Genomic DNA, 24,023 nt, shown 5'->3' on the forward strand with positions numbered 1-24,023 from the left:
AAGGAGTAGAGAGGTCCTCATCGCCAATATGAAGCCCTTAGTAAGAATAAAAACTGTTGAATTCTTCACCTAAGGGTCCAAAAAGAGGTTTTTACTTGAGTTAACTATAAAAGCTCTAACGTTTTGTTCTAGTAATCTATAGCTGTTGATTGGAGCAAAAGGCGAAGACTCCTGAGGGAGATAGCGCTAGGTGGAGACCCCGCAGGCTTGCCGAGGAGGCTCCAGCAGCGCCCCTAGGAAAGCGAAGCAATTTGCGGAAATCAACAGCGGTGCATAACGAAGCAACTAAAAAAGGACCGGGCGGTTTACCCGGTTTTTCTTTTGTGATCCATTAAATTCCAGTTATTATAATATTTCTTGTATTCCAATTCTTTCATACGTTATAATAATTTCAAATGACATGGAGCGGATATTGATTTGGCACTAGGTAGCTGAAAATTTAATAGATCTCTTGATGCAAAGCGTGCATTATCGTCATAATTCGTTTTACAGATATATAGGAGGTTAAAAAGTGAATACACCACAGATAGAGAAACTTAAAGTGTTTGCCCTCGGGGGGATCGGGGAAATCGGCAAAAATATGTACGTTATAGAAATAGAAGATTCCATTTATATCATGGACACAGGTGTCATGATTCCGGAAGATGGGATGCTTGGTATTGATATGGTAATTCCAGACACCACCTATCTTGAGGATAATAAGGACAAGATTCAGGGGATCTTCCTCACACATGGGCATGAAGAGCATATGGGCGGACTTGCATATATCCTTAGGAAATTAAAAGCTCCTGTATATGGAACCAAGTTTACTTTGGCACTTGCAAAAGAACTTGTGAACGGGCTAGGATCTAAAGGGCAAGTGGAGTTTAAGGAAGTGGATGACAGTACTGTCTTAGAATTGCCTCATACGACAGTTACTTTTTTTAGAACAAACCATAGCATTCCAGATTCAGTCGGCATTTGCTTTCACACATCACAAGGCGCCATCGTTCATACAGGTGACTTCAAATTCGATCAATCCCAGTTATCAAAGAATGCAGATTTGGGAAAAATAGCGGAAATTGGAAACAAAGGTGTACTATGTGTCCTTTCAGATAGCACCAATGCAGAAAAACCGGGATATACCATATCCGAATCCGTTGTTAAACAAGAGATTGCGGATGTAACGTATAATGCAAAAGGCCGCGTATTTGCTGCTTGCCTATCTACCAATGTCGGACGAATTCAACAAATTGTTCAGGCTGCTGTAGACAGCAAGAGGAAGCTTGTGGTCGTGTCTCATCCTACAGATCGAAATTTCACGATTGCAACAGAACTAGATTATTTACACATACCCGATGACCTGCTTGTACCTGTGAATGAACTTGGCAACCTAAACGATGATAATGTAGTTGTTCTTACGATTGGGACGCACTCTCAACTTATGTCATCCCTTTTAAAAATGGCCAAAGGTACGCATAAACATGCTCAAATCAAACATCAAGACATCGTTATGATTGCAGCTTCCCCTTCACCTGGTACAGAATTAACGGTAGCTAAAGTAATTGACAAGCTATACAGAGCCGGAGCAGTTGTCATTTATGGCCAAAAGAAGATTCATTCATCTGGTCATGGTTGTCAGGAAGAACTAAAATTAATGCTGAACTTACTCAAGCCAAAGTATGTAATTCCTATCCAAGGGGAATTCAAAATGCAAAGAGCGCTATCTAAAGTGGCAGAGAGCGTTGGAATTTATAAGGATAATATATTCTTATTGAATAAAGGTGAAGTAGTTGAGTTTAACAAAGGGACTGGAAAATATGCCGGCAAAGTATATGCGGGGAATGTTCTAATTGATGGTCTTGGAGTTGGGGATATCGGAAATATCGTATTAAGAGATCGCAGGTTATTGTCACAGGACGGTATAATGGTTGTGGTTGTTTCCATCAGTAAGAGCCAGAAGAAAATTATTGCTGGTCCAGAAATCCTTTCAAGAGGCTTTGTTTATGTGCGGGAGTCAGAAGAGCTTTTAGACAGAGCAAATGGCATCGTGACAGAAATTCTTGACAATGCTGTAAAAGAACAGATTCTTGAGTGGTCAAGCCTAAAGCTTAAGATAAGAGAATCCCTAAACCAGCACTTATATGAAAAGACTAGACGTCGACCAATGATTCTTCCAATTATCATGGAAGTGTAATATTGTTTCTTACCCGCTATGTGGCAGTTCATGTCATGTAGCGGGTTTTGTTTTTCAAATGATTGCGAATGAAAAAATGCATCGCGTCAATACTATACTGGAGAAAACTTATTTTATAAGGGACGGAAGGAGATTGTCGCATGTCTGATTTTACATACCAGTCATCGGAACAACCACAAGGGGAGCCCAACAAACAGGATGCAGGGAAGGATTCCTTAGTGAATAAAATTCAGCAGCTAGGCCAAACAAATGTCGCACAAATGCCATCTGACTCAAAAATACATTGTCTTACTATAGTGGGTCAAATTGAGGGGCACGTCCAATTACCTCCTCAAAATAAAACAACTAAATACGAACATGTCATCCCTCAAATTGTCGCCATTGAGCAAAACCCGAATATCGAGGGACTGTTAGTTATCTTAAATACGGTAGGCGGAGATGTTGAAGCAGGATTGGCAATTTCCGAGATGCTAGCTTCCTTGTCAAAGCCAACGGTCTCACTCGTCCTTGGTGGAGGCCACTCAATAGGAGTGCCTATCGCGGTTTCTTGTGATTATTCCTTTATCGCCGAAACGGCAACCATGACTATTCATCCTGTTCGATTGACAGGTTTAGTAATCGGTGTACCCCAAACCTTTGAGTACCTCGATAAAATGCAGGATAGAGTCATTAATTTTGTAACGAAAAACTCCGGCATTCCTGAAGAAAAATTCAAGGAATTGATGCTCTCAAAAGGTAATCTCACCCGAGATATTGGGACCAATGTAGTTGGAGCAGATGCTGTGGAGTACGGATTGATTGATCAAGTTGGTGGAGTAGGAGAAGCAATCCGAAAGCTGAACGAGATGGTTGAGGCGAAGAATCAGGATAAACCTGAAGAAGGGAAGATGCTGCAATGATTCTCTATACGACCATGCCTCAGGAATTAATCTTTCCTGTGGAAAATGGAGAGTATGAAAAGCAACGTGTGATAGATTTTAACGGTGTTTCCTTGGTAGTTCAACAAACTGACATGAACGCATATCAGATTGTCCGGAACTTAAGTACAGATCCTGCACATTATCTTAGTAGCGAGTATTCTCCTGGACAAACGATTAATTTTCTTTAACACCGTTTCAAGAGTAAGGGCTTATGATATAATACAAGCATCAGAGGAAAAAGCAGCCAGTATATGTTGGCTGCTTTCGTCTTCTCATTATGGTCAGATAGGTGAGAATTATGTCAAAACGAAAAAAGAGACAAAGAAAAACCAAAAACCGTGATGAATGGAAACGTACAGTCACCTTTGAAGTAATGGGGCTGCTGATGTTGGCCATTACATGTATAGCGATTGCCAAACTTGGTATGGTAGGACAAACCTTTGTTCTATTATTTCGTTTTTTTAGTGGAGAATGGTATATGCTCATGCTTCTTGGGCTATTGCTCTTATCAGGATATATCATCTGGAAAAGAGAGTTGCCTACCTTCTTCTCAAGGCAATTGGTTGGTGTGTATGTTATCATGATGTCTGTTTTATTACTTAGCCATGTTACTCTGTTCAGGATGTTGTCTCGCGGAGGCTCATTTGCTAATCCATCCGTTATCGGCAATACTTGGGAGCTTTTTTGGCTAGAAGTCAATGGGGAAACTAGTACGACAGACCTTGGCGGAGGTATGATGGGAGCAGTATTGTTTGCCCTGTTCCATCTGCTATTTGATGCAAGAGGAGCACAGTGGATTGCCATGATATTCATCGTGATTGGTATCATATTAGTCACTGGAAAATCCCTTAATGACACGGTAATCAAAGTTGCTGCAGGCCTATTCGGATTTGCAAAGAACCAATGGGTTGCTTTTATGGAAGATATGAAAGGTTGGAAAGAAGACAGTAATAAACGTAAAAAAGAGAAACAAGCAGAAGAGAAAAAGCAAAAAACTGAGAAAAAAGAGAAATCAGAAGAAGTTCTTGTTGTGGAAGATTCTTCAGAAGAAATCATCTCTCCGCCTATTATATCTTCTTTTAACGACCGAGAGTCAGAAGTAAAGCAGGTTGAAACGGAACCTGTAGCAACTACAAGTGATGACAAAGAGGCTGTACAAGAAGAAGCCGGGGAACTCATTGCAGGTCCTATGGCCTTCACGGAAGTAGAAAATAAAGAATATGTTCTTCCGTCTCTTGATCTTTTAAACAAGCCAATTGCCAATCATCAGACAACAGAGCATGAGAACATTTATCAGAACGCTAGAAAATTAGAGAAAACGTTCGCAAGCTTTGGTGTGAAAGCAAAAGTAACGAAGGTTCACCTTGGTCCTGCTGTTACAAAATATGAAGTTTACCCAGATGTCGGTGTTAAAGTCAGCAAGATTGTAAACTTAAGTGACGATTTGGCCCTTGCCCTGGCAGCCAAAGATATACGAATTGAAGCTCCGATCCCGGGTAAGTCGGCTATTGGAATTGAAGTACCAAATAATGAAGTTGCAATGGTATCCCTAAGAGAAGTTTTAGATACCAAACAGGCCGAAAAACCGGATGCGAAGTTATTGATTGGCTTAGGCCGTGATATTTCTGGAGACTCTGTCGTGGCAGAGCTTAATAAAATGCCCCATCTTCTTGTTGCCGGTGCAACAGGAAGCGGTAAAAGTGTTTGTATAAACGGTATCATCACTAGTATTTTGGTGCGTGCAAAGCCACATGAAGTAAAAATGATGATGATTGACCCGAAAATGGTAGAGTTGAACATGTATAACGGGGTACCTCATCTTTTGGCACCAGTAGTAACAGATCCTAAAAAGGCCTCTCAAGCACTGAAGAAAGTTGTAAATGAGATGGAACGTCGTTATGAGCTGTTCTCCCATACAGGTACAAGGAATATTGAGGGGTATAATGACTACATAAAGAGACACAATCAGGATGAAGAAGCGAAACAGCCATCCTTACCATATATTGTGGTGATCGTCGATGAGCTTGCCGACCTTATGATGGTCGCTTCCTCCGATGTGGAAGACTGTATCACAAGGCTTGCCCAAATGGCTCGTGCAGCGGGGATCCATCTGATTATAGCCACACAACGACCATCTGTTGATGTTATCACAGGGGTCATTAAAGCGAATATCCCATCACGGATCGCTTTTAGCGTTTCGTCACAGACAGACTCTAGAACGATTTTGGATATGGGAGGAGCGGAAAAACTTCTTGGACGAGGGGACATGCTGTTTCTTCCGGTTGGCGCGTCCAAACCGATAAGGGTTCAGGGTGCCTTCCTATCAGATGAAGAGGTTGAACGGATTGTAGACTTTGTCATCGATCAGCAGAAGGCGCAATATCAGGAGGAAATGATTCCTCAAGATATCAATGAAGAAGTGGAAGATGTGAATGATGATCTTTATGATGATGCCGTTCAGCTGGTTCTAGAGATGCAAACTGCCTCTGTATCCATGCTTCAGCGTCGTTTCCGCATTGGTTACACTAGAGCTGCAAGACTTATCGACGCCATGGAAGTAAGGGGAGTAGTTGGCCCCTATGAGGGCAGCAAACCACGTACTGTATTAGTATCAGGAAATCAAAGTGAAGATGTGGGTTCATAAAAAAGCAATAGAAAAGGCGGCTATCAAAAGCCGTCTTTTCTGTTCCTAAGAAAAGAAAAAGAAATCATACAATACCGTTGATTTCCGTTCCAGGCGCTTCGCTTGCCTGCGGGCGGTCCGTGAGCCTCCTCGGCTTCGCCTGCGGGGTCTCACCTGACCCTTCCTCCCGCGGGCGTCTGCGCGCCTTCCACTCCAATCAACTATGTGACTTCATTCAACTAATGGGTTATAAAAAGTCATCTAACCGAGTTGTCTGAAAAAACATTAACTTTTTGTTTTTCTTATTTTTAGCTGTGGATTGGAACAAATGGCGGAGACTCCTGCGGGGGAGTAGCGGCAATGTTGAGACCCCACATGCTTGCCGAGAAGCCTCAAGGTCGCCCCGCGGAAAGGAACAGCGGCGAGCAACCAATTCGCTGAAATTATAAAATTATATTTGATCAGAAGGTTTAGGTCCTACTACATTTTTATTGGGAATATGTATAAACCGCTTACTTTTTCGACAAAAAACAATAATTTCTATTTATTTTAGCCCTAAAAAGTGTTATATTATTTTGGATTAATAGGAAAACATGAAAAGTGTTTTGTAAACGGTTAATGGGGGATCAGTTATGACGATTCGGTCAGACAGCAGACATTTGTATTTACTAGTTGTAGACAAATTAAAGCAAGATATCGAGAACAAGGTGTATAGAGAAAAAGAAAAACTACCTTCCGAATTCGAATTGTCTCGACGACTAGGAGTTAGCAGAGCAACATTGAGAGAAGCATTGCGTGTATTGGAAGAAGAAAATATTGTCGTCAGAAGACACGGTGTAGGAACATTTGTTAATTCCAAGCCGGTATTCTCATCAGGGATCGAACAGCTAAATTCTGTAACGGAAATGATCTCACAAGCTGGAATGAAGCCGGGGACGGTCTTTTTAACTTCCACCATTGAAACACCAAGCGAGGAAGAGTTAATAAAATTCAATAACAAAGAAATCAGGGAAGTCCTTCACTTTGAGCGTGTAAGAACCGCCAATGATCTTCCGGTTGTTTACTGTATTGATAAAATTCCTACCACCATTGTAGAAGACTATCAATCTTATAAGAACGAATCTCTCCTGAAACTTCTTGAAAAAGAAGCGGGTAGATATATTTCTTATGCTGTAACTCATATCGAACCAATCGGTTACCATGATAAAATTTCACCGATTCTCGAATGCGAACCTGAGACAGCATTGCTTGTATTAAAGCAAATGCATTATGATCAAAATGATGAGCCGATTCTATACTCACTTAACTACTTCAGAGCGGACAAATTCAGCTTCCATGTTTTAAGAAAGCGTCCATAGAAATTTCAGAACACCACAAATTCGTGGTGTTTTTTATTTTGAGTGTTCCCCTGGGCTATCTGACTTGTAAATCTTTCTAATTTAACGTTATATTGGGTTTAGGACTATTTTTTGAACGTTATAGAAAGAATAGTACTGTCTATATTTTTATACGATTAACTAACAGGATGAAAATCTGTAGTGCCCGCATCATAGTAAAGGAGGAGATTTCTTGAAACTAGTTGATGAAAGAACGTACACGCTAAATGGAATCAACGTTCACACTATTCCGACCAATAAATTCAAGACGAACACACTTGTCTTGAAAGTAAAGGCTCCGTTATCAGAAGAAGATGTAACGGTTCGTGCAATTATGCCGTATGTCCTTCAGAACGCGACAGAGTCCCATCCGCAACCTTCGCAATTCAGGGCATATCTAGATGAATTATATGGTGCTAGCCTTGCTGTCGATCTCAGTAAAAAAGGCGAAGATCACATCATATCCATAAGGTTAGAGATTGCCAATGAAAAGTTTCTAAAAGATTCCACACCACTCCTTGAAAAAGGGATTGAACTGTTAAGCGAAGTGCTATTGAAACCTGTAAAGGAAGGAAATGGTTTCAAAACAGCCACAGTGGAAAAGGAAAAAAGGGCATTAAAACAAAGAATCCAATCTGTATACGATGATAAAATGCGTTATGCAAGCCAGCGTCTTATCGAGGAAATGTGTCCAGAGGAACCATACCGCCTAAGTGCGAACGGTGAAAAGGATAAAGTAGATGCCATAACATCAGAATCCCTTTACAACTATTATCAAAGCATGTTGAAAACCAATGATATCCATCTATATTTCGTTGGCGACATTAAAGAGGAAGAAGTAGACGAATATGTTAAAAAGTACTTTGTGTTACCTGACCAGGAAAGCAAAGTAACTTCTTCCATCAAGCAGCCTAATAAAGATATGAAAGAGCCGAACGAAGTCATAGAACGTCAGGATATTAAACAAGGGAAATTAAATATTGGATATAGAACAAACGTGACATTCAAAGATGATCTTTATTATGCTTTGCAAGTCTTCAATGGTATCTTTGGCGGTTTTTCTCATTCTAAACTTTTTATTAATGTGAGGGAGAAGGAAAGCCTGGCCTATTATGCTGCGTCACGTGTGGAAAGTCATAAAGGTTTGTTACTTGTCATGTCCGGTATCGACTTTTCCAATTACGAAAAAGCGGTAACCATCATTAATCAGCAAATTGAAGCGATGAAGCAAGGGGAATATACAGAAGGGGAAATTTCCCAGACGAAAGCTGTCATTAAAAATCAAATACTTGAAACCATTGATACAGCAAGAGGATTGATTGAAGTCCTGTATAATAATGAAGTGTCAGAAGCTGATAAGCCGATAGAAGCATTCCTTGAAGGGGTAGAGAATGTTACCAAAGAGGAAATTCAGGAAGTTGCTAAGATGATTGAACTCGATACCACCTACTTTTTGACTGGGAAGGAGGCGTAAAAGATGGAAAAGATTGAATTTAAACAACTAGAAGAAAACTTATATCACGAAACTCTTGAAAATGGATTAGAAGTGTACCTTTTGCCGAAATCCGGTTTTCATAAAACATATGCTACATTTACGACCAAATACGGCTCGATAGATAATAAGTTTGTACCACTTGGGGAAGACGATTATGTAACTGTCCCAGATGGAATCGCTCATTTTTTAGAGCATAAGCTTTTTGAAAAAGAGCATGGGGACGTTTTCCAAGATTTCAGTAAACAAGGGGCCTCCGCTAATGCCTTTACATCTTTTACAAGAACGGCCTATCTTTTCTCCAGTACTTCAAATGTAGAAAAAAATCTTGAAACCTTGATGGACTTTGTGCAGGCACCGTATTTTACGGAAAAAACAGTGGAAAAAGAAAAAGGAATTATCGGGCAGGAGATCACGATGTATGAGGATAATGCCGATTGGCGTGCTTATTTCGGATTGATTGAAAGCATGTTCCATACTCATCCTGTTAAAATTGATATTGCAGGCACCATTGATTCCATTTCCAAAATAACAAAAGATCTTTTATACACTTGCTACGAAACGTTTTACCATCCAAGCAATATGCTCTTATTCGTTGTTGGACCGATGGATACATCAGAGATGATGCAATTTATCAAAGGTAATCAAGCAAAGAAGACATTCAAAGAGAAAGAAGAAATAAAACGTCAATTTGATGAAGAACCAACATCTGTGAACGAGAAGAAAAAAGTTCTAAAGATGAATGTCCATACGTCAAAGTGTATGGTAGGGATAAAAGAGTCTAATCCAACTAAACAAGGGCCGGAACTTCTTAAGCATGAGCTGACAGTTAATATTTTACTGGACCTTTTATTTGGAAAGAGTTCTGACCACTATCAAAAGCTTTATGATGACGGTCTGATTGATGAAACTTTTGCTTATGATTATACTGGAGAAAATGGATTCGGCTTTGCCATGCTTGGCGGAGACACGTCAGAACCTGATAAATTAGCAGAAAGAGTGCAACAGATCTTGCTTCAATTTGATCCAGATTCCATTGAAGAACAGGAACTTGAACGAATCAAAAAGAAAAAAATCGGTTCTTTCTTAAGAGCACTTAACTCACCAGAATTCATTGCAAACCAATTTACCCGTTATGCTTTTAATAATATGGATCTTTTTGAGGTTACTCCTCAACTGGAGAAAATTACCCTTGAAGACCTTAAAACCGTTGCAAACGACTTTATTAAGGAAGAAGCATTTACAACGTGCCAAGTGGTGCCAAAATAAAGATACAACGAAGTCCGGTTCGAGACTAAACGAACCGGCTTCTTTTTATAAAGGATGATAGACATGAGTAAAACAGCACTTTTAATTGGAGCGAGTGGAGATATCGGAAGAGAAATAGCAAGAACTATTCTGAAAGAAGGATACACAACCTATCTGCACTACAATCATGATAAACAATCCATACATAAGCTTCAAAATGAATTTGGAGAGGAAAAGGTTATCCCTATACAAGCAGACCTGTCTACTGATGAAGGAGTGCATAAGCTAAAAAACAGCACTTACACAGCTATTGATACCATCATCTATAATGCAGGAACTACCTTTTATGGATTAATGACAGACATCGACGGACAAACAAAGCAACAAATGATACAACTTAACATAACATCATTATATTCAACCATTCAATCGTTTCTACCAGATATGGTGAGCAAGCGAAGTGGCAATATTGTGGTGGTGTCCTCAATCTGGGGGGAAATAGGGGCTTCTTGTGAAGTGCTATATTCCATGACAAAAGGTGCACAAATCTCTTTTGTAAAAGCGTTGGCCAAAGAAGTAGCCTTGAATGGGGTTAGAGTAAATGCGATAGCTCCTGGAGCGGTATCAACGAAAATGCTGAACAATTTATCTGAGGAAGAAAAACAGGAAATAAGTGATGATATCCCAATGGGAAGATTAGCTCAACCGTATGAAATTGCCGACTCCGTAAGCTTTTTGCTTTCAGATAAGTCCTCTTATATTACTGGGCAGGTACTAGGAGTAAACGGCGGATGGAATTAACACACAATGAATAAATTAGTCAGGAGCTTCGCATACTAACTCTTGAACAAATGTGGAAGGAGGAGTTAATATGTCAGTACTTGATAATTGGGATCAATGGAAAGGTTTTTTAGGTGACCGTCTGAATCACGCAGAGCATGAAGGAATGGACAATGGTGCTATTTCTCAACTTGCTTATGAAATCGGTGACTATCTTGCAAAAGAAGTAGAAGCGAAAAACCCGCAAGAAAGAGTTTTAGCTGACCTTTGGAAAGTTGCAAGCCCAGAAGAGCAACATGCAATTGCCAATATGATGGTGAAATTGGTTCAAAACGACTCAACGCATTAAGAGAGGCCTCTACCTCTCTTTTTTTTGTGCCAAAATTCGAGATTATTCCTAAGTAATTACTTTCTTATTAAAGAAATATTGGATATGATAGAAGTAACATACAACAGAACGAGTAGTTAGAGAGGGTGAAGGGGTTTGATGGAGAAAAAAGAGTGGTATTTAGAATATGAAATACATATCAATAGGCCAGGACTACTTGGGGACATCGCGTCCCTTTTAGGTATGCTTTCCATCAATATTGTTACTATCAACGGTGTGGATGATGCAAGAAGGGGAATGCTTTTACTCAGTGATTCAAATGAGCAAATAGTCCGTCTTGAATCTATCTTAAATACAATGGATAATATAACTGTTACAAAGTTGCGTGAACCTAAATTGCGCGATCGCCTGGCTGTGCGACATGGAAGATACATACAGAGGGATGCTGATGATAAAAAAACATTCCGCTTTGTACGTGATGAATTAGGTTTATTGGTTGATTTCCTTGCCGAACTATTCAAACAGGACGGTCATAAGCTTATTGGAATCAGAGGGATGCCCCGTGTAGGCAAAACGGAATCAATCGTTGCTTCTAGTGTATGTGCCAACAAAAGATGGTTATTTGTATCAAGTACATTGCTAAAACAAACCATCCGAAGTCAACTGATAGAAGATGAATATAATGTGGACAACCTATTTATTATAGACGGTATCGTATCAACCAAAAGGGCAAATGAAAAACACTGGCAACTGATTCGTGAAATAATGCGGATTTCTGCTGTGAAAGTGGTTGAACATCCTGATATTTTCGTGCAAAATACAGAATATAAACTAGATGATTTCGATTATATTATTGAACTTAGAAATAATGAAGATGAAGAAATCACTTATGATGTGGTGCAACCAAATAATATGTTTGATGAGAATCCTTTCGGGGGTTTTGATTTCTAAAAATGTTGGAAGGTGTAATTGTTGACAGAACTAGGTAATAGACTGAAACAGGCAAGAGAAGAAAAAGGCTTGTCATTAGAAGATTTACAAACCGTTACAAAAATACAAAAAAGATACTTAATAGGAATAGAAGAAGGCAATTATTCCATCATGCCTGGCCAATTCTATGCCCGAGCTTTTATAAGACAATACTCTGAAGCTGTAGGGCTTGATCCAGAACTTATCTTTGAGGAATACAAAAATGATATTCCTGCAAATGACAAAGACGAAATTCCGCAGTTGTCGAGAGTAAAAACTCGGAAGCAGGTTCCAACGTCGTCCAAAAACACAAAAGTATTTAATTTTATCCCAAAAGTGTTAATGTTCTTAGCATTCGTTGCAGTGGTTGCCATCATCTATGTACTTTTTCAGAACTGGGGGGTTGGGAGTTCATCTGACACTCAGGAGAATAACAAGAATGTAGTTATTGATAATGCAACGTCAGAAAATGAAGACCCGGATGAAAACGAAACAGAAGATGCTGAAGAAAAACCGCCAGAACCGACAGATGAAGCAGAGGAAGAAAAACCTGTCGAAGAAAAACCGACAACCGGCACTTTAACAGAGGTAAGTTCAAACAGTCCAAATGCGACATTGGAACTAAAAGATACCGATAAATTTGAAGTGGAAATTGCTGCAGAAGGCCGAAATACTTGGGTGGGTGTAAGTAATGCTGACGGTTGGTTGCTTAACACGGAACTTAAAGACGGAGACTCAGAGACACTCGATTTATCAAAAGAAGCGGAAGTTCTCTTTACTGTAGGATGGGTTCCAGCCACAAAAATTAAGATTAACGGCGAAGCTTTTGAATTTCCTTTTCCGGTTAATGATGTAACAACTCAGAGAGTCACTATTAAATTTGTATCAAATGGTCAACAATAAAGTCATCAGGATGATGGCTTTTTTTGTACAGACCTTTAGGATGATGCTTTCAACACAGTAAAAAGTGACCAAATACCAGTAAGCAAACATTAGACAAACCTGTATAATTTATGTATAGTGGAAAAGCAATATTGAATGCTGGAGGAATGAACGTGAATTTACCTAACAAAATTACTGTTTCAAGAATTTTTATGATTCCTATCTTTATGATTCTTATGCTTGCACCATTGAATTGGGGAGAACTTACTATTGGAGATGAGTCCATTCCATACACACATCTTCTGGCTGCACTTATTTTTATCATTGCATCCATCACCGACTGGGTAGATGGTTATTATGCAAGAAAACTAAACCTTGTTACAAACCTTGGAAAGTTCTTAGATCCACTTGCAGATAAACTACTAGTGTCTGCAGCATTAATTGCACTTGTCGAGCTTCAATTGGCTCCAGCGTGGATTGTCATTGTCATCATAAGCAGAGAGTTCGCTGTTACCGGTCTTCGTTTAGTACTAGCAGGTGAAGGGGAAGTAGTTGCGGCGAATATGCTAGGCAAGATCAAAACATGGGCACAAATTATCGCAGTATCTGCACTTCTATTACATAACTTGCCATTCGAATTAATTGGATTACCATTTGCTACAATTGCTTTATGGGTAGCAATGATATTTACTATTTACTCTGGATGGGATTATTTCTACAAAAACAGACAAGCATTTGTTAATTCTAAATAGAGAATAGAGGCCGTTTACGAAAATCATCAGCGGCGTTATCCGGAATTTCATAACTGTATAAAGGGGAGAGTGTCATGATCAGAAATGCAGAGATTATTGCCGTAGGCTCTGAATTACTGTTGGGACAAATCTGTAATACAAATGCCCAGTTTCTTTCAAAGCAGCTTGCTGAACTAGGAATAAACGTCTTCTATCATACAGTAGTCGGAGATAATCCTTCTAGGCTTGAAGAAGTAATCCAAACAGCAAAACAACGCTCTAATCTTCTAATATTCACTGGCGGTCTTGGTCCGACAAAAGATGACCTGACAAAGGAAACCATTGCAAGAGTGCTTGATAAACAATTGGTGATGGATGAAAATGCGCTAGTAAGTATACAGGATTATTTTAAAAAATCACACCGTGTGATGAGTGAAAACAACAAAAAGCAGGCGCTTGTTTTGGAAGACTCCTCAATCTTGCCGAACGATCATGGGATGGCTCCTGGTATGGCACTAACTGAAGAATCTCATACATATATGCTTTTACCAGGGCCTCCTAAAGAACTTCAGCCCATGTTTTCTGTCTACGGGAGAGAATTCCTGTTAGACAAGCTTGGGGTAAGAGAACAGATCGTCTCAAAAGTACTTCGCTTTTTTGGTATTGGGGAATCACAACTTGAAACAGATATTGAAGATATCATTGACAAACAGACAAACCCGACCATTGCTCCGCTAGCAGGGGACAACGAGGTTACATTAAGATTAACGGCTAAGCACCAATCAATTGACGAAGCAAATCGTCTAATAGATCAATGCGAAAAAGAAATCTTGGATAGAGTGGGAGAATTCTTTTTTGGATATGATGAGGATACAATCTACTCCGTTCTATTCGAAAAAATCCAAAAGTCCCACTACACTCTTAGCAGTGCAGAGAGTCTTACCGGCGGTTTATTCTCTGAGAAAATGACAAGCTTCGCCGGCGCTTCCGAAGTGATGGAAGGTGCCATTGTAAGCTATACTAATAGTGTGAAGGAAAATGTACTGGGAGTTAAAAAACAAACACTTGAAACGTATGGAGCAGTAAGTGAGCAGACTGCAAAAGACATGGCAATCGGCGTAAAAAAATTGTTGCAAACAGATATCGGCATCAGTTTTACAGGAGTTGCAGGTCCAGGAATGATGGATAATCAACCTGTTGGTTCAGTGTTTATCGGAATCGCTCTTCCAAACGGGGGAACCACCGTTCATAAAATTCACTTGGCAGGAACGAGAGATGGTATTAGGCAGCGTTCAGCAAAATATGGCTGTCACTATCTTTTGAAAGAATTATTCAAGTAGTTGAGGGAAACTTCAGCTGCTTTTTTTTTGGAAGGGCGATGATTTTGCGGGTTTGCTGAGCTTTGAGGTTTTGAAGTATGATGATGGGAAAGTGGACGGGCTGAGCAGATTTGCGGAAAAATCAATGAAATAGAGCATTTTCGTAGCATTTTACCAACATTTAAAATACTTCGGACAAATTACTCGGGACTTCGGACATTTCAAAACTGACCACTCCTTTTCAACCAGCTCCTACCACCATCAGCCAGCAAACAACTCCCATACTCACTCCTAAGCCCTAATTAAAAATTTTTATCCAAAAAACCCAATGTTGTATTTTCCCAAAAATCCCACCTAGAAAATCCTTTTTTGCCCTTAGTGGAAAGTCATTATTTTACACCAAAATCTAACTGTAAAAAAACCGAATGGATGTTCGTTTTTTGGTTGCCAAACGAATTGAAAAAGGGTATAGTAAGAGTAGTTAATAGATACTAATCATTTAGTTTAATAGATAAGAGGAGGAAATTGTGTGAGTGATCGTAAAGCTGCATTAGATATGGCGTTAAAACAGATAGAAAAGCAATTCGGAAAAGGTTCCATTATGAAATTAGGGGAACAGACAGAACGTAAGATTTCCACTATTCCAAGTGGATCGTTGGCATTGGACGTTGCATTAGGTGCTGGCGGATACCCACGTGGAAGAGTGGTAGAAATATATGGTCCAGAATCTTCCGGTAAAACAACTGTTGCCCTTCATGCTATCGCTGAAGTACAGCAACAAGGCGGACAAGCTGCGTTTATCGATGCGGAGCATGCGTTGGACCCAGTATATGCGCAAAAACTTGGTGTCAACATTGATGAGCTTCTTCTTTCTCAACCAGATACTGGTGAGCAAGCGTTGGAAATCGCAGAAGCACTTGTAAGAAGTGGTGCAGTTGACATTATCGTTGTCGATTCTGTAGCGGCCCTAGTACCTAAAGCGGAAATCGAAGGAGAAATGGGAGACTCTCACGTAGGTCTTCAAGCTCGTTTAATGTCTCAAGCTCTTCGTAAGCTTTCTGGTGCCATTAATAAATCAAAAACTATTGCTATTTTCATCAACCAGATTCGTGAAAAAGTCGGGGTTATGTTTGGTAATCCGGAAACGACTCCTGGTGGCCGTGCCCTGAAATTCTATTCTTCCGTACGTTTAGAAGTGCGCCGTGCTGAGCAGTTGAAACAAGGTCATGACATTGTCGGTAATAAAACAAAGATTAAAGTTGTAAAAAATAAAATAGCTCCTCCTTTCAAAGTAGCGGAAGTGGATATCATGTACGGTGAAGGTATTTCAAAAGAAGGGGAAGTAATTGATATGGGCTCCGATTTGGATATTGTCCAAAAAAGTGGTTCATGGTATTCCTACAATGAAGAAAGATTAGGACAAGGACGCGAAAATGCGAAACAATTCCTAAAAGAAAATAAGGACGTCCTAAAAGAAATTCATCAGCAGATTCGTGATCACCACGGATTGGATAAAGAGTTAACCGCACCAGCGGAAGAAGAAATGGATCAAGAAGAATTAGATTTTTAATACCCAAATCAGGCCCTGTACATCACTACAGGGCCTAAAATTTTATAAATCTTCCTTAAATTCATAAAAAAATCATTAAAAACAGGATTAGTTTACCAAAAAGGTCATATCCTTACCGGGACAGGCTTGACAATAATTTTTCACAGATTTACAATTAGTATGTATAATTTACATTTTGTTAGAATTTTAGAGCTATAAAAAAGCAAAAGCCCTTGAGCTGTATATTGACAAACATTGTTACAATGTACATGCCGACAATGAAATCTAGCAAGAAAAAAGTTCATAGCAAGAGGAGGTGTAATGATGGATTTTATGCCAATTATTATCTCCGCTTTGCTTGCCCTAATCGTCGGTGTAGTTGTTGGCTTTTATGTTCGTAAATCCATTGCAGAACAGAAGATTGCTGGCGCAAGAAGTGTCGCGGATCAAATTGTGGAAGATTCCAGACGCGAAGCTGAATCGCTTAAAAAAGAAGCCCTTTTGGAAGCAAAGGACGAAATTCACAAACTTCGAACTGAAGCTGAACGTGATATTCGAGACCGTAGAAGCGAACTGCAAAAACAAGAAAATCGTTTAATGCAAAAAGAAGAGAATCTGGATCGAAAAGATGAATCGCTTGATAAGCGAGAAGTAGCATTAGAAAGGCGTGAAGATTCTTTAAACGATAGACAACAGCATATTGAAGAATTAGAAAGCAAAGTGGATGATATAGTGCGTAAACAGCAAGAAGAGCTAGAACGCATTTCAGCACTAACACGAGAAGAAGCTAAACATATCATTTTGGACCGTGTTGAGAATGAATTATCCCACGACATTGCTCTTATGGTTAAAGAAAGCGAAAACAGAGCAAAAGAAGACGCGGATAAAAAGGCAAGGGAGATCCTTTCTTTAGCCGTTCAGCGTTGTGCAGCAGACCATGTGGCTGAGACAACTGTATCCGTCGTTAACTTACCTAATGATGAAATGAAAGGCCGAATCATTGGTCGTGAAGGACGTAATATTCGTACTCTTGAAACACTTACTGGTATTGATCTTATAATCGATGATACGCCAGAGGCAGTTATTTTATCAGGTTTTGATCCAATCAGACGTGAAACTGCGCGCATTGCTTTAGATAAGCTTGTCCAAGACGGACGTATTCACCCTGCACGTATTGAGGAAATGGTTGAAAAATCAAGACGTGAAGTAGATGAGTATATTCGTGAAATGGGCGAACAGACCACATTTGAAGTTGGTGTACACGGCTTACATCCTGATTTAATCAAGATCTTGGGACGCCTGAAATTCCGTACAAGTTACGGTCAAAATGTTCTGAAGCATTCCATGGAAGTAGCATTCCTATCTGGTCTTATGGCCGCTGAGCTTGGTGAGGATGAAACACTTGCCCGCCGTGCTGGTTTACTACATGATATTGGAAAAGCTGTCGATCATGAAGTCGAAGGAAGCCATGTGGAAATCGGAGTGGAATTGGCAACGAAGTATAAAGAACATCCAGTTGTCATTAACAGTATCGCATCCCACCATGGTGATACAGAGCCAACTTCTATCATTGCAGTCTTGGTTGCTGCAGCAGATGCACTATCTGCGGCTAGACCTGGAGCGCGTAGTGAGACGTTGGAAAACTATATCCGTAGACTTGAAAAGTTGGAAGAGATTTCCGAAAGCTATGAAGGTGTAGAAAAGTCCTTTGCAATTCAAGCAGGACGTGAGGTTCGTATAATGGTGAAACCTGATACCATTGACGACCTTGAGGCTCATCGATTAGCACGGGATATCCGAAAACGCATTGAAGAAGAACTGGATTATCCAGGACATATTAAAGTGACGGTCATTCGTGAAACAAGAGCCGTAGAGTATGCAAAATAAAGTGGTGCTTGCACCGCTTTATTTTTTTTTCTTCTTAACATTTATATTAAACGACAGGCATGATGAAATGAAATTTTCTCTGTAGATTGAAGTGCAAGGTGTGAGACTCCTGAGGGAGATAGCGGTAGCTTGAGACCCCTCAAGCGTTGCGAGGAGGCTCAAGCACTGCCCCTAGGAAAGCGAACACCTTGAACGGAAATCTACAGAAGTTAAATAGATTTTCCATCATTAAACCTATAGTACGAAGTTCATTTGCATACAACGCCTACATATGTAAAACTAAATAGAGAAATTGATTGTAAGAAGGGATTAGTGAATGTGAGAATTTTATTTATCGGAGATGTAGTGGGATCACCAGGACGAAAGATGGTAAACGAATATCTACCAAAATTAAAAAGTAAATATAAACCTGCTGTAACTATAGTGAACGGAGAAAACGCAGCTGGCGGAAAAGGAATAACTGAAAAAATCTATCAAGGGTTTTTAAAAGCCGGGGCCAATCTCGTAACACTAGGAAATCATACATGGGATAACAGAGAGATCTTTGAATTTATTGAAGGCGCAAAGCATATGATCAGACCTGCGAACTTTCCAAGTTCGAATCCTGGAAAAGGAATTGCCTACCTTCCCTTTGAAGGTAAGGAACTTGCGGTAATAAATCTACAAGGCCGTACTTTTTTACCGCCAATAGATTGCCCTTTTAACAAAGTTGATGAACTTGTAGAAGAAGCAAAGAAAAGAACACCGTTTATCTTTGTTGACTTCCATGCGGAAGCAACGAGTGAAAAGCAAGCAATAGGTTGGTATCTAGATGGGAGAGTTACAGGTGTAGTAGGAACACATACACATGTCCAAACAAATGATTATCGTATTCTTCCAGAAGGCACAGCATATATTACCGATGTAGGCATGACAGGACCTTATGATGGCATTCTAGGTGTGGAAAGAGAGGCAGTGCTTAAACGATTCACGACTGCTCTCCCTGTAAGATTTGAAGTGACAGAGGGAAGGGCCCAATTAAACGGGGTTCTAATAGATGTAGATATGAAGACAGGTAAGGCCAAGAAAATTCAGCCGCTAATGATAAATGAGGATCATCCTTTCTTTGATTAAACGAGAAGATAGAATATTTTGACGATTGTATAACAAGTTAAGGCATATACAGAGCTCTTCCTGAATATAGTAGGAATGAAATTATTAACAATTCATTCATCTATGGATCTTTCACCATATACTGTAAATGTTAAGGAGGAGCTAGAAATGGAAATATTAAAGGTTTCAGCTAAGTCAAACCCAAATTCGGTAGCAGGGGCTTTAGCAGGGGTTTTAAGAGAGCGTGGAGGTGCCGAAATCCAAGCGATTGGGGCAGGCGCGCTTAATCAAGCAGTGAAGGCAGTTGCCATTGCTCGGGGGTTTGTTGCACCAAGCGGGGTGGATTTAATCTGTATTCCGGCATTTACAGACATTCTGATTGACGGAGAAGAAAGAACGGCCATCAAGCTGATAGTGGAGCCGAGATAAAAATAATCGTTTACTAAACCTGTTTGCTTGTACTTGCAAACAGGTTTGTTTTATTCTAATTCAATAGTGCGATGCTTGCTGATTTAAATAATGGAGGGGCTGTTATTGAAGATATTTGATGCACATTGTGATGTGCTTTGGAGAATGTGGGAAAATAGGGCGATTTCATTTAAAGATAGTGAAATCTTGCATGTAACATGGGACGGATTAAAGAAGTCAGCTGCAAAGGTGCAATGTTTTGCAGTGTATATTCCGGAAAAGGTAAGGAAAGAATCTGCTTTTGATGTAGCTTTGGAAATGATCGACATCTTTTATGAAGAGATCTTGCAGAGGTTTCCTAACATGAAACTTGTTACAACTAAGAGGGATATAGCGGAACTTAGAGAAGGACAAATAGGAGCAATTTTGACTTTAGAAGGTTGTGACGCAATAGGAACAGATTTGCAAAAGATGAGAACTTTATATCGATTAGGAATTTCTTCTGTGGGTTTAACATGGAATCATGCAAATGCAGTTGCGGATGGGATCTTAGAAGAGAGAGGTGCAGGGTTAAGTTCTTTTGGGAAAAGTGTGGTAAGACTGAACAACGAACACTTTATATGGACAGATGTTTCACACTTGTCTGTTAAAGGTTTTTGGGATGTGATGGAATTAGCTGATTATGTGATTGCTTCTCATTCCAACTGCAAAGATCTATGCCCCAACCCAAGAAATTTATCAGATGAACAAGTACAATCACTGATTAAAAAGAATGGCGCAATCGGTGTCACTTTTGTTCCTCAATTCTTGTCAAACAACGCACAGGTAAGCATTTCGGATATACTTCGTCATGTAGAACATTTCTGTTCATTAGGGGCAGTAAATCATATTGGTTTTGGTTCAGACTTTGACGGAATAGACCAGACTGTTAATGGTCTAGGGAAAATAGAAGATTATACTAATTTAGTAAATAGCTTATTAAAATACTATTCTGAAACAGAAGTCAGAGGGTTTTTGTTTGATAATTTTTATAAAAGATTCCCTAAATAAACTGGGATTTTGATGGTTTTCAGCGATACGTACGATACTGTTAAAATATCCAAATTTTTCGAAAGAAATTAATTCAAAGACTTGTATTTTTAAATAAATAGGTCTACAATGAAAGCGTTTAGTACATATTCAGCGTTTTTTAAGTCTTTTTTTATTTAATAGGTAACTTCTAGTTATATAGTGGGAATAATGCTACAATAAATATTGTACAAAATTCTGAAAACGAACGTAGTTAAAGGGGTGTAAGGCACATGATCAATCAACTTTCATGGAAAGTTGGAGGGCAACAAGGGGAAGGTATTGAAAGTACCGGTGAGATTTTCTCCATTGCATTAAATCGTTTAGGCTATTACTTATATGGTTATCGCCATTTTTCTTCTCGTATTAAAGGTGGACATACGAACAACAAAATTCGTGTGAGTACGACTCAGGTCCGTTCTATTTCCGACGACCTTGATATATTAGTAGCGTTTGACCAAGAAACAATCGACGTAAACTATCATGAGCTCCGCAAAGGTGGAGTGGTAATTGCAGACGCCAAGTTTAAACCAAGCATACCTGAAGACGGAAAAGCTATATTATACGCTGTACCATTCACTGAGATTGCTACAGAACTTGGAACTTCCTTGATGAAGAACATGGTTGCTGTCGGAGCATCAAGTGCGATCCTTGATTTAGATGCGGAAGCATTCCGTGAAGTAGTGCAAGAAATTTTCGGTCGCAAAGGCGAATCCATTGTTGAGAAAAACATGGAAGCGATTCGAGCAGGCGTTCAGTTCATAAAAGATCAAGCTGAAAATGTAGAAACGATGCAGCTTGCAAAAGCAGACGGCAACAAACGACTATTCATGATTGGAAATGATGCTATTGCATTGGGTGCTGTAGCGGCAGGTTCTCGCTTTATGCCGGCATACCCAATTACTCCAGCATCTGAAATCATGGAATACTTAATCAAAAAGCTTCCAAAATTCGGCGGTACGGTTATTCAAACGGAAGATGAGATTGCTGCTTGTACAATGGCAATTGGTGCCAACTATGCAGGGGTTCGTACATTGACTGCTTCGGCTGGTCCTGGACTATCCTTAATGATGGAAGCAATCGGACTTTCTGGTATGACAGAAACACCACTTGTAGTTGTGGATACGCAACGTGGAGGTCCAAGTACAGGATTACCGACAAAGATTGAGCAGTCTGACCTTATGGCAATGATTTACGGTACACACGGAGAGATCCCGAAAGTGGTTATGGCTCCAAGTACAGTACAAGAAGCTTTCTATGATACTATTGAAGCATTTAACATTGCAGAAGAATACCAAGTACCGGTCATTCTTTTAACGGATCTTCAATTGTCTCTAGGTAAGCAATCTGTAGAAGCGTTGGATTACAAGAATATTGAAATTAGACGCGGTAAGCTGGATATAAACCAGGAGCTTCCTGCATCTGACGATAAAGCATATTTCAAACGATATGAAGTTACAGAAGATGGCGTATCTCCTCGTGTCCTTCCTGGCATGAAAAACGGAATCCATCACGTTACTGGTGTAGAGCACGAAGAAACAGGTAAGCCTTCTGAAGTTGCTGCGAACCGTCAAGCACAGATGGACAAGCGTCTGCGTAAATTGAATAACCTTAAATTCAATACGCCTGTTCATGTTAATGCTAAGCATGACGAAGCTGATGTCCTGCTTGTTGGGTTTAACTCGACGCGAGGAACGATTGAAGAGGCAATGGAAAGATTGGAGTTGGATGGAGTGAAAGCTAACCATGCACAAGTCCGCTTAATCCACCCATTCCCGACAGAAGAAATCGCGCCACTAGTAAAATCGGCTAAAAAAGTTATTGTTGTGGAGTATAACGCTACTGGACAACTTGCAAACATCCTGAAAATGAATGTAGGCGAGCATGAAAAGATCCGTAGCCTCTTAAAGTATGATGGGGATCCATTCTTACCGAAAGAAATCCACACAAAATGCAAGGAGTTGTTATAGATGGCAACGTTTAAAGACTTTCGAAACAATGTAAAACCTAACTGGTGCCCTGGATGCGGAGACTTCTCGGTACAAGCTGCCATTCAACGTGCTGCCGCAAATGTAGGTTTGGAACCTGAAAACCTAGCAGTAGTTTCTGGTATTGGGTGTTCTGGACGTATTTCCGGTTACATCAATTCCTACGGTTTTCATGGTATTCATGGTCGCTCTCTACCTATCGCACAAGGTGTGAAAATGGCAAATAAAGATCTTACTGTTATCGCTTCTGGCGGAGATGGAGATGGATTTGCCATAGGTTTAGGACATACCATCCATGCTATTCGTCGAAATATTGATGTTACATACATCGTAATGGATAACCAAATTTATGGATTGACAAAGGGCCAAACATCACCACGTAGTGAAGTAGGGTTCAAAACAAAATCAACACCACAAGGTTCTATTGAATCCTCACTGTCTGTTATGGAAATGGCTTTAACGGCAGGAGCTACATTCGTAGCACAAAGCTTCTCTACTGATTTGAAAGACCTAACTTCCTTGATTGAACAAGGAATCAATCATAAAGGTTTCTCTCTAATCAATGTGTTCAGCCCGTGTGTTACTTATAACAAAGTCAACACCTACGACTGGTTTAAAGAAAACTTGACAAAATTAGCTGACATTGAAGGATATGACGCACATAATAAAGTTTCTGCCATGCAGACATTAATGGAGCATAATGGACTTGTAACAGGATTGATCTATCAAAATAAAGATCAGCAATCCTACCAAGATATGGTTCCAAATTATAGTGCAGAGCCTCTTGCAAAAGCAGAACTTCAATTAGATGAAGAACAATTCAACGCATTAGTGAAAGAATTTATGTAATAGAACTTGAAAGTCCTGGCTTAATCGCCGGGACTTTTTTATTTATTGATTAAGAAGCATATAATACGGTTGATTTCCATTCCAGGCGCTTCGCTTGCCTGCGGGCGGTCCGTGAGCCTCACTTAGTGTAGGCCACTGAAGAAGTATGTAATTTAATAAATTATTTAATACCGCTGTGTATTTCCGCAAATGGCTTCGCTTTCCTAGGGGCTCAAGCACCGTCCCGCGGAAAGCGATGCCAGTTGCGGAAAGGAACAGCGGAGATGATTAATAAAACTAAAGTCGGAAGGTCTTAAAAAACTTGACGATTATTTAAAAATGTAAGCGCTAACTAAAAA

General features: G+C 39.8%; 20 protein-coding genes. All 20 read left to right on the plus strand.

What is annotated here, in order from left to right:
* Positions 1-511 precede the first annotated feature (511 nt).
* The 20 genes from LC091_RS07020 (at position 512) to LC091_RS07115 (ending at position 23,685) form a co-directional block, all read left to right on the plus strand.
* Positions 512-2,176 carry a ribonuclease J gene (locus LC091_RS07020; RefSeq protein WP_226681343.1) on the plus strand — a complete coding sequence of 555 codons (1,665 nt, stop codon included), beginning with the start codon at positions 512-514 and terminating at the stop codon, positions 2,174-2,176.
* Between the two features lie 140 nt (positions 2,177-2,316).
* Positions 2,317-3,075: a ClpP family protease gene (locus LC091_RS07025; RefSeq protein WP_226681344.1), complete on the plus strand. Its 759-nt coding sequence runs from the start codon at positions 2,317-2,319 to the stop codon at positions 3,073-3,075.
* Positions 3,072-3,284: a YlzJ-like family protein gene (locus LC091_RS07030; protein ID WP_226681345.1), complete on the plus strand. Its 213-nt coding sequence runs from the start codon at positions 3,072-3,074 to the stop codon at positions 3,282-3,284. The genes LC091_RS07025 and LC091_RS07030 overlap by 4 nt, the downstream gene beginning before the upstream one ends.
* A gap of 110 nt (positions 3,285-3,394) precedes the next feature.
* Positions 3,395-5,740: a DNA translocase FtsK gene (locus LC091_RS07035; RefSeq protein WP_226681346.1), complete on the plus strand. Its 2,346-nt coding sequence runs from the start codon at positions 3,395-3,397 to the stop codon at positions 5,738-5,740.
* Between the two features lie 611 nt (positions 5,741-6,351).
* The gene (locus LC091_RS07040; protein WP_226681347.1) at positions 6,352-7,077 is read left to right on the plus strand and encodes a GntR family transcriptional regulator; all 726 of its coding nucleotides are present in this window, start codon (positions 6,352-6,354) and stop codon (positions 7,075-7,077) included.
* Between the two features lie 211 nt (positions 7,078-7,288).
* A complete protein-coding gene (yfmF, locus tag LC091_RS07045) occupies positions 7,289-8,569 on the plus strand; it encodes an EF-P 5-aminopentanol modification-associated protein YfmF (protein ID WP_226681348.1) in 1,281 nt (426 codons plus the stop codon).
* Between the two features lie 3 nt (positions 8,570-8,572).
* Positions 8,573-9,856, plus strand: coding sequence for an EF-P 5-aminopentanol modification-associated protein YfmH (gene yfmH / locus LC091_RS07050; RefSeq protein ID WP_226681349.1), 1,284 nt, complete (start codon positions 8,573-8,575; stop codon positions 9,854-9,856).
* A 63-nt stretch (positions 9,857-9,919) separates the two neighbouring features.
* Positions 9,920-10,636, plus strand: a complete 717-nt coding sequence (ymfI, locus tag LC091_RS07055) for an elongation factor P 5-aminopentanone reductase (RefSeq protein ID WP_226681350.1) — start codon at positions 9,920-9,922, stop codon at positions 10,634-10,636.
* A gap of 70 nt (positions 10,637-10,706) precedes the next feature.
* Positions 10,707-10,964 carry a DUF3243 domain-containing protein gene (locus tag LC091_RS07060; protein ID WP_010193278.1) on the plus strand — a complete coding sequence of 86 codons (258 nt, stop codon included), beginning with the start codon at positions 10,707-10,709 and terminating at the stop codon, positions 10,962-10,964.
* A gap of 138 nt (positions 10,965-11,102) precedes the next feature.
* Entirely contained in the window at positions 11,103-11,894 is a 792-nt protein-coding gene (locus LC091_RS07065) for a DUF3388 domain-containing protein (RefSeq protein WP_010193276.1), read from the plus strand.
* Positions 11,895-11,915: 21 nt separating this feature from the next.
* Entirely contained in the window at positions 11,916-12,815 is a 900-nt protein-coding gene (locus LC091_RS07070; RefSeq protein ID WP_226681351.1) for a helix-turn-helix domain-containing protein, read from the plus strand.
* A gap of 146 nt (positions 12,816-12,961) precedes the next feature.
* Complete coding sequence (pgsA, locus tag LC091_RS07075) at positions 12,962-13,546, plus strand: CDP-diacylglycerol--glycerol-3-phosphate 3-phosphatidyltransferase (RefSeq protein ID WP_226681352.1); 585 nt, start codon at positions 12,962-12,964, stop codon at positions 13,544-13,546.
* A gap of 74 nt (positions 13,547-13,620) precedes the next feature.
* Positions 13,621-14,865 (plus strand): competence/damage-inducible protein A, encoded by a 1,245-nt coding sequence (locus tag LC091_RS07080; protein ID WP_226681353.1) that lies wholly within the window; start codon positions 13,621-13,623, stop codon positions 14,863-14,865.
* Positions 14,866-15,373: 508 nt separating this feature from the next.
* A complete protein-coding gene (recA, locus tag LC091_RS07085; protein ID WP_226681354.1) occupies positions 15,374-16,414 on the plus strand; it encodes a recombinase RecA in 1,041 nt (346 codons plus the stop codon).
* A gap of 303 nt (positions 16,415-16,717) precedes the next feature.
* A complete protein-coding gene (gene rny / locus LC091_RS07090) occupies positions 16,718-18,280 on the plus strand; it encodes a ribonuclease Y (RefSeq protein WP_226681682.1) in 1,563 nt (520 codons plus the stop codon).
* Between the two features lie 318 nt (positions 18,281-18,598).
* Entirely contained in the window at positions 18,599-19,393 is a 795-nt protein-coding gene (locus LC091_RS07095; RefSeq protein WP_226681355.1) for a TIGR00282 family metallophosphoesterase, read from the plus strand.
* Between the two features lie 147 nt (positions 19,394-19,540).
* Positions 19,541-19,801: a stage V sporulation protein SpoVS gene (gene spoVS / locus LC091_RS07100; protein WP_010193268.1), complete on the plus strand. Its 261-nt coding sequence runs from the start codon at positions 19,541-19,543 to the stop codon at positions 19,799-19,801.
* 105 nt (positions 19,802-19,906) lie between these two features.
* Entirely contained in the window at positions 19,907-20,830 is a 924-nt protein-coding gene (locus LC091_RS07105) for a dipeptidase (protein WP_226681356.1), read from the plus strand.
* A gap of 251 nt (positions 20,831-21,081) precedes the next feature.
* On the plus strand, positions 21,082-22,818 hold the full coding sequence (locus LC091_RS07110) for a 2-oxoacid:acceptor oxidoreductase subunit alpha (RefSeq protein ID WP_319003643.1): 1,737 nt from the start codon (positions 21,082-21,084) through the stop codon (positions 22,816-22,818).
* Positions 22,819-23,685 carry a 2-oxoacid:ferredoxin oxidoreductase subunit beta gene (locus LC091_RS07115; protein ID WP_226681357.1) on the plus strand — a complete coding sequence of 289 codons (867 nt, stop codon included), beginning with the start codon at positions 22,819-22,821 and terminating at the stop codon, positions 23,683-23,685.
* Positions 23,686-24,023 lie beyond the last annotated feature (338 nt).

It is taken from the genome of Sutcliffiella horikoshii, assembly GCF_020524325.1.
In the GTDB taxonomy this organism is placed as follows: Bacteria; Bacillota; Bacilli; order Bacillales; family Bacillaceae_I; genus Sutcliffiella_A; species Sutcliffiella_A horikoshii_D.

What these genes read in the sequence shown, in the direction of transcription:
- LC091_RS07025 (WP_226681344.1), top strand. Translation starts at nt 2,317, where the DNA reads ATGTCTGATTTTACATACCAGTCATCGGAACAACCACAAGGGGAGCCC.
- LC091_RS07030 (WP_226681345.1), top strand. Translation starts at nt 3,072, where the DNA reads ATGATTCTCTATACGACCATGCCTCAGGAATTAATCTTTCCTGTGGAA.
- LC091_RS07035 (WP_226681346.1), top strand. Translation starts at nt 3,395, where the DNA reads ATGTCAAAACGAAAAAAGAGACAAAGAAAAACCAAAAACCGTGATGAA.
- LC091_RS07040 (WP_226681347.1), top strand. Translation starts at nt 6,352, where the DNA reads ATGACGATTCGGTCAGACAGCAGACATTTGTATTTACTAGTTGTAGAC.
- yfmH (WP_226681349.1), top strand. Translation starts at nt 8,573, where the DNA reads ATGGAAAAGATTGAATTTAAACAACTAGAAGAAAACTTATATCACGAA.
- ymfI (WP_226681350.1), top strand. Translation starts at nt 9,920, where the DNA reads ATGAGTAAAACAGCACTTTTAATTGGAGCGAGTGGAGATATCGGAAGA.
- LC091_RS07060 (WP_010193278.1), top strand. Translation starts at nt 10,707, where the DNA reads ATGTCAGTACTTGATAATTGGGATCAATGGAAAGGTTTTTTAGGTGAC.
- LC091_RS07065 (WP_010193276.1), top strand. Translation starts at nt 11,103, where the DNA reads ATGGAGAAAAAAGAGTGGTATTTAGAATATGAAATACATATCAATAGG.
- pgsA (WP_226681352.1), top strand. Translation starts at nt 12,962, where the DNA reads ATGAACGTGAATTTACCTAACAAAATTACTGTTTCAAGAATTTTTATG.
- LC091_RS07080 (WP_226681353.1), top strand. Translation starts at nt 13,621, where the DNA reads ATGATCAGAAATGCAGAGATTATTGCCGTAGGCTCTGAATTACTGTTG.
- rny (WP_226681682.1), top strand. Translation starts at nt 16,718, where the DNA reads ATGGATTTTATGCCAATTATTATCTCCGCTTTGCTTGCCCTAATCGTC.
- spoVS (WP_010193268.1), top strand. Translation starts at nt 19,541, where the DNA reads ATGGAAATATTAAAGGTTTCAGCTAAGTCAAACCCAAATTCGGTAGCA.
- LC091_RS07110 (WP_319003643.1), top strand. Translation starts at nt 21,082, where the DNA reads ATGATCAATCAACTTTCATGGAAAGTTGGAGGGCAACAAGGGGAAGGT.
- LC091_RS07115 (WP_226681357.1), top strand. Translation starts at nt 22,819, where the DNA reads ATGGCAACGTTTAAAGACTTTCGAAACAATGTAAAACCTAACTGGTGC.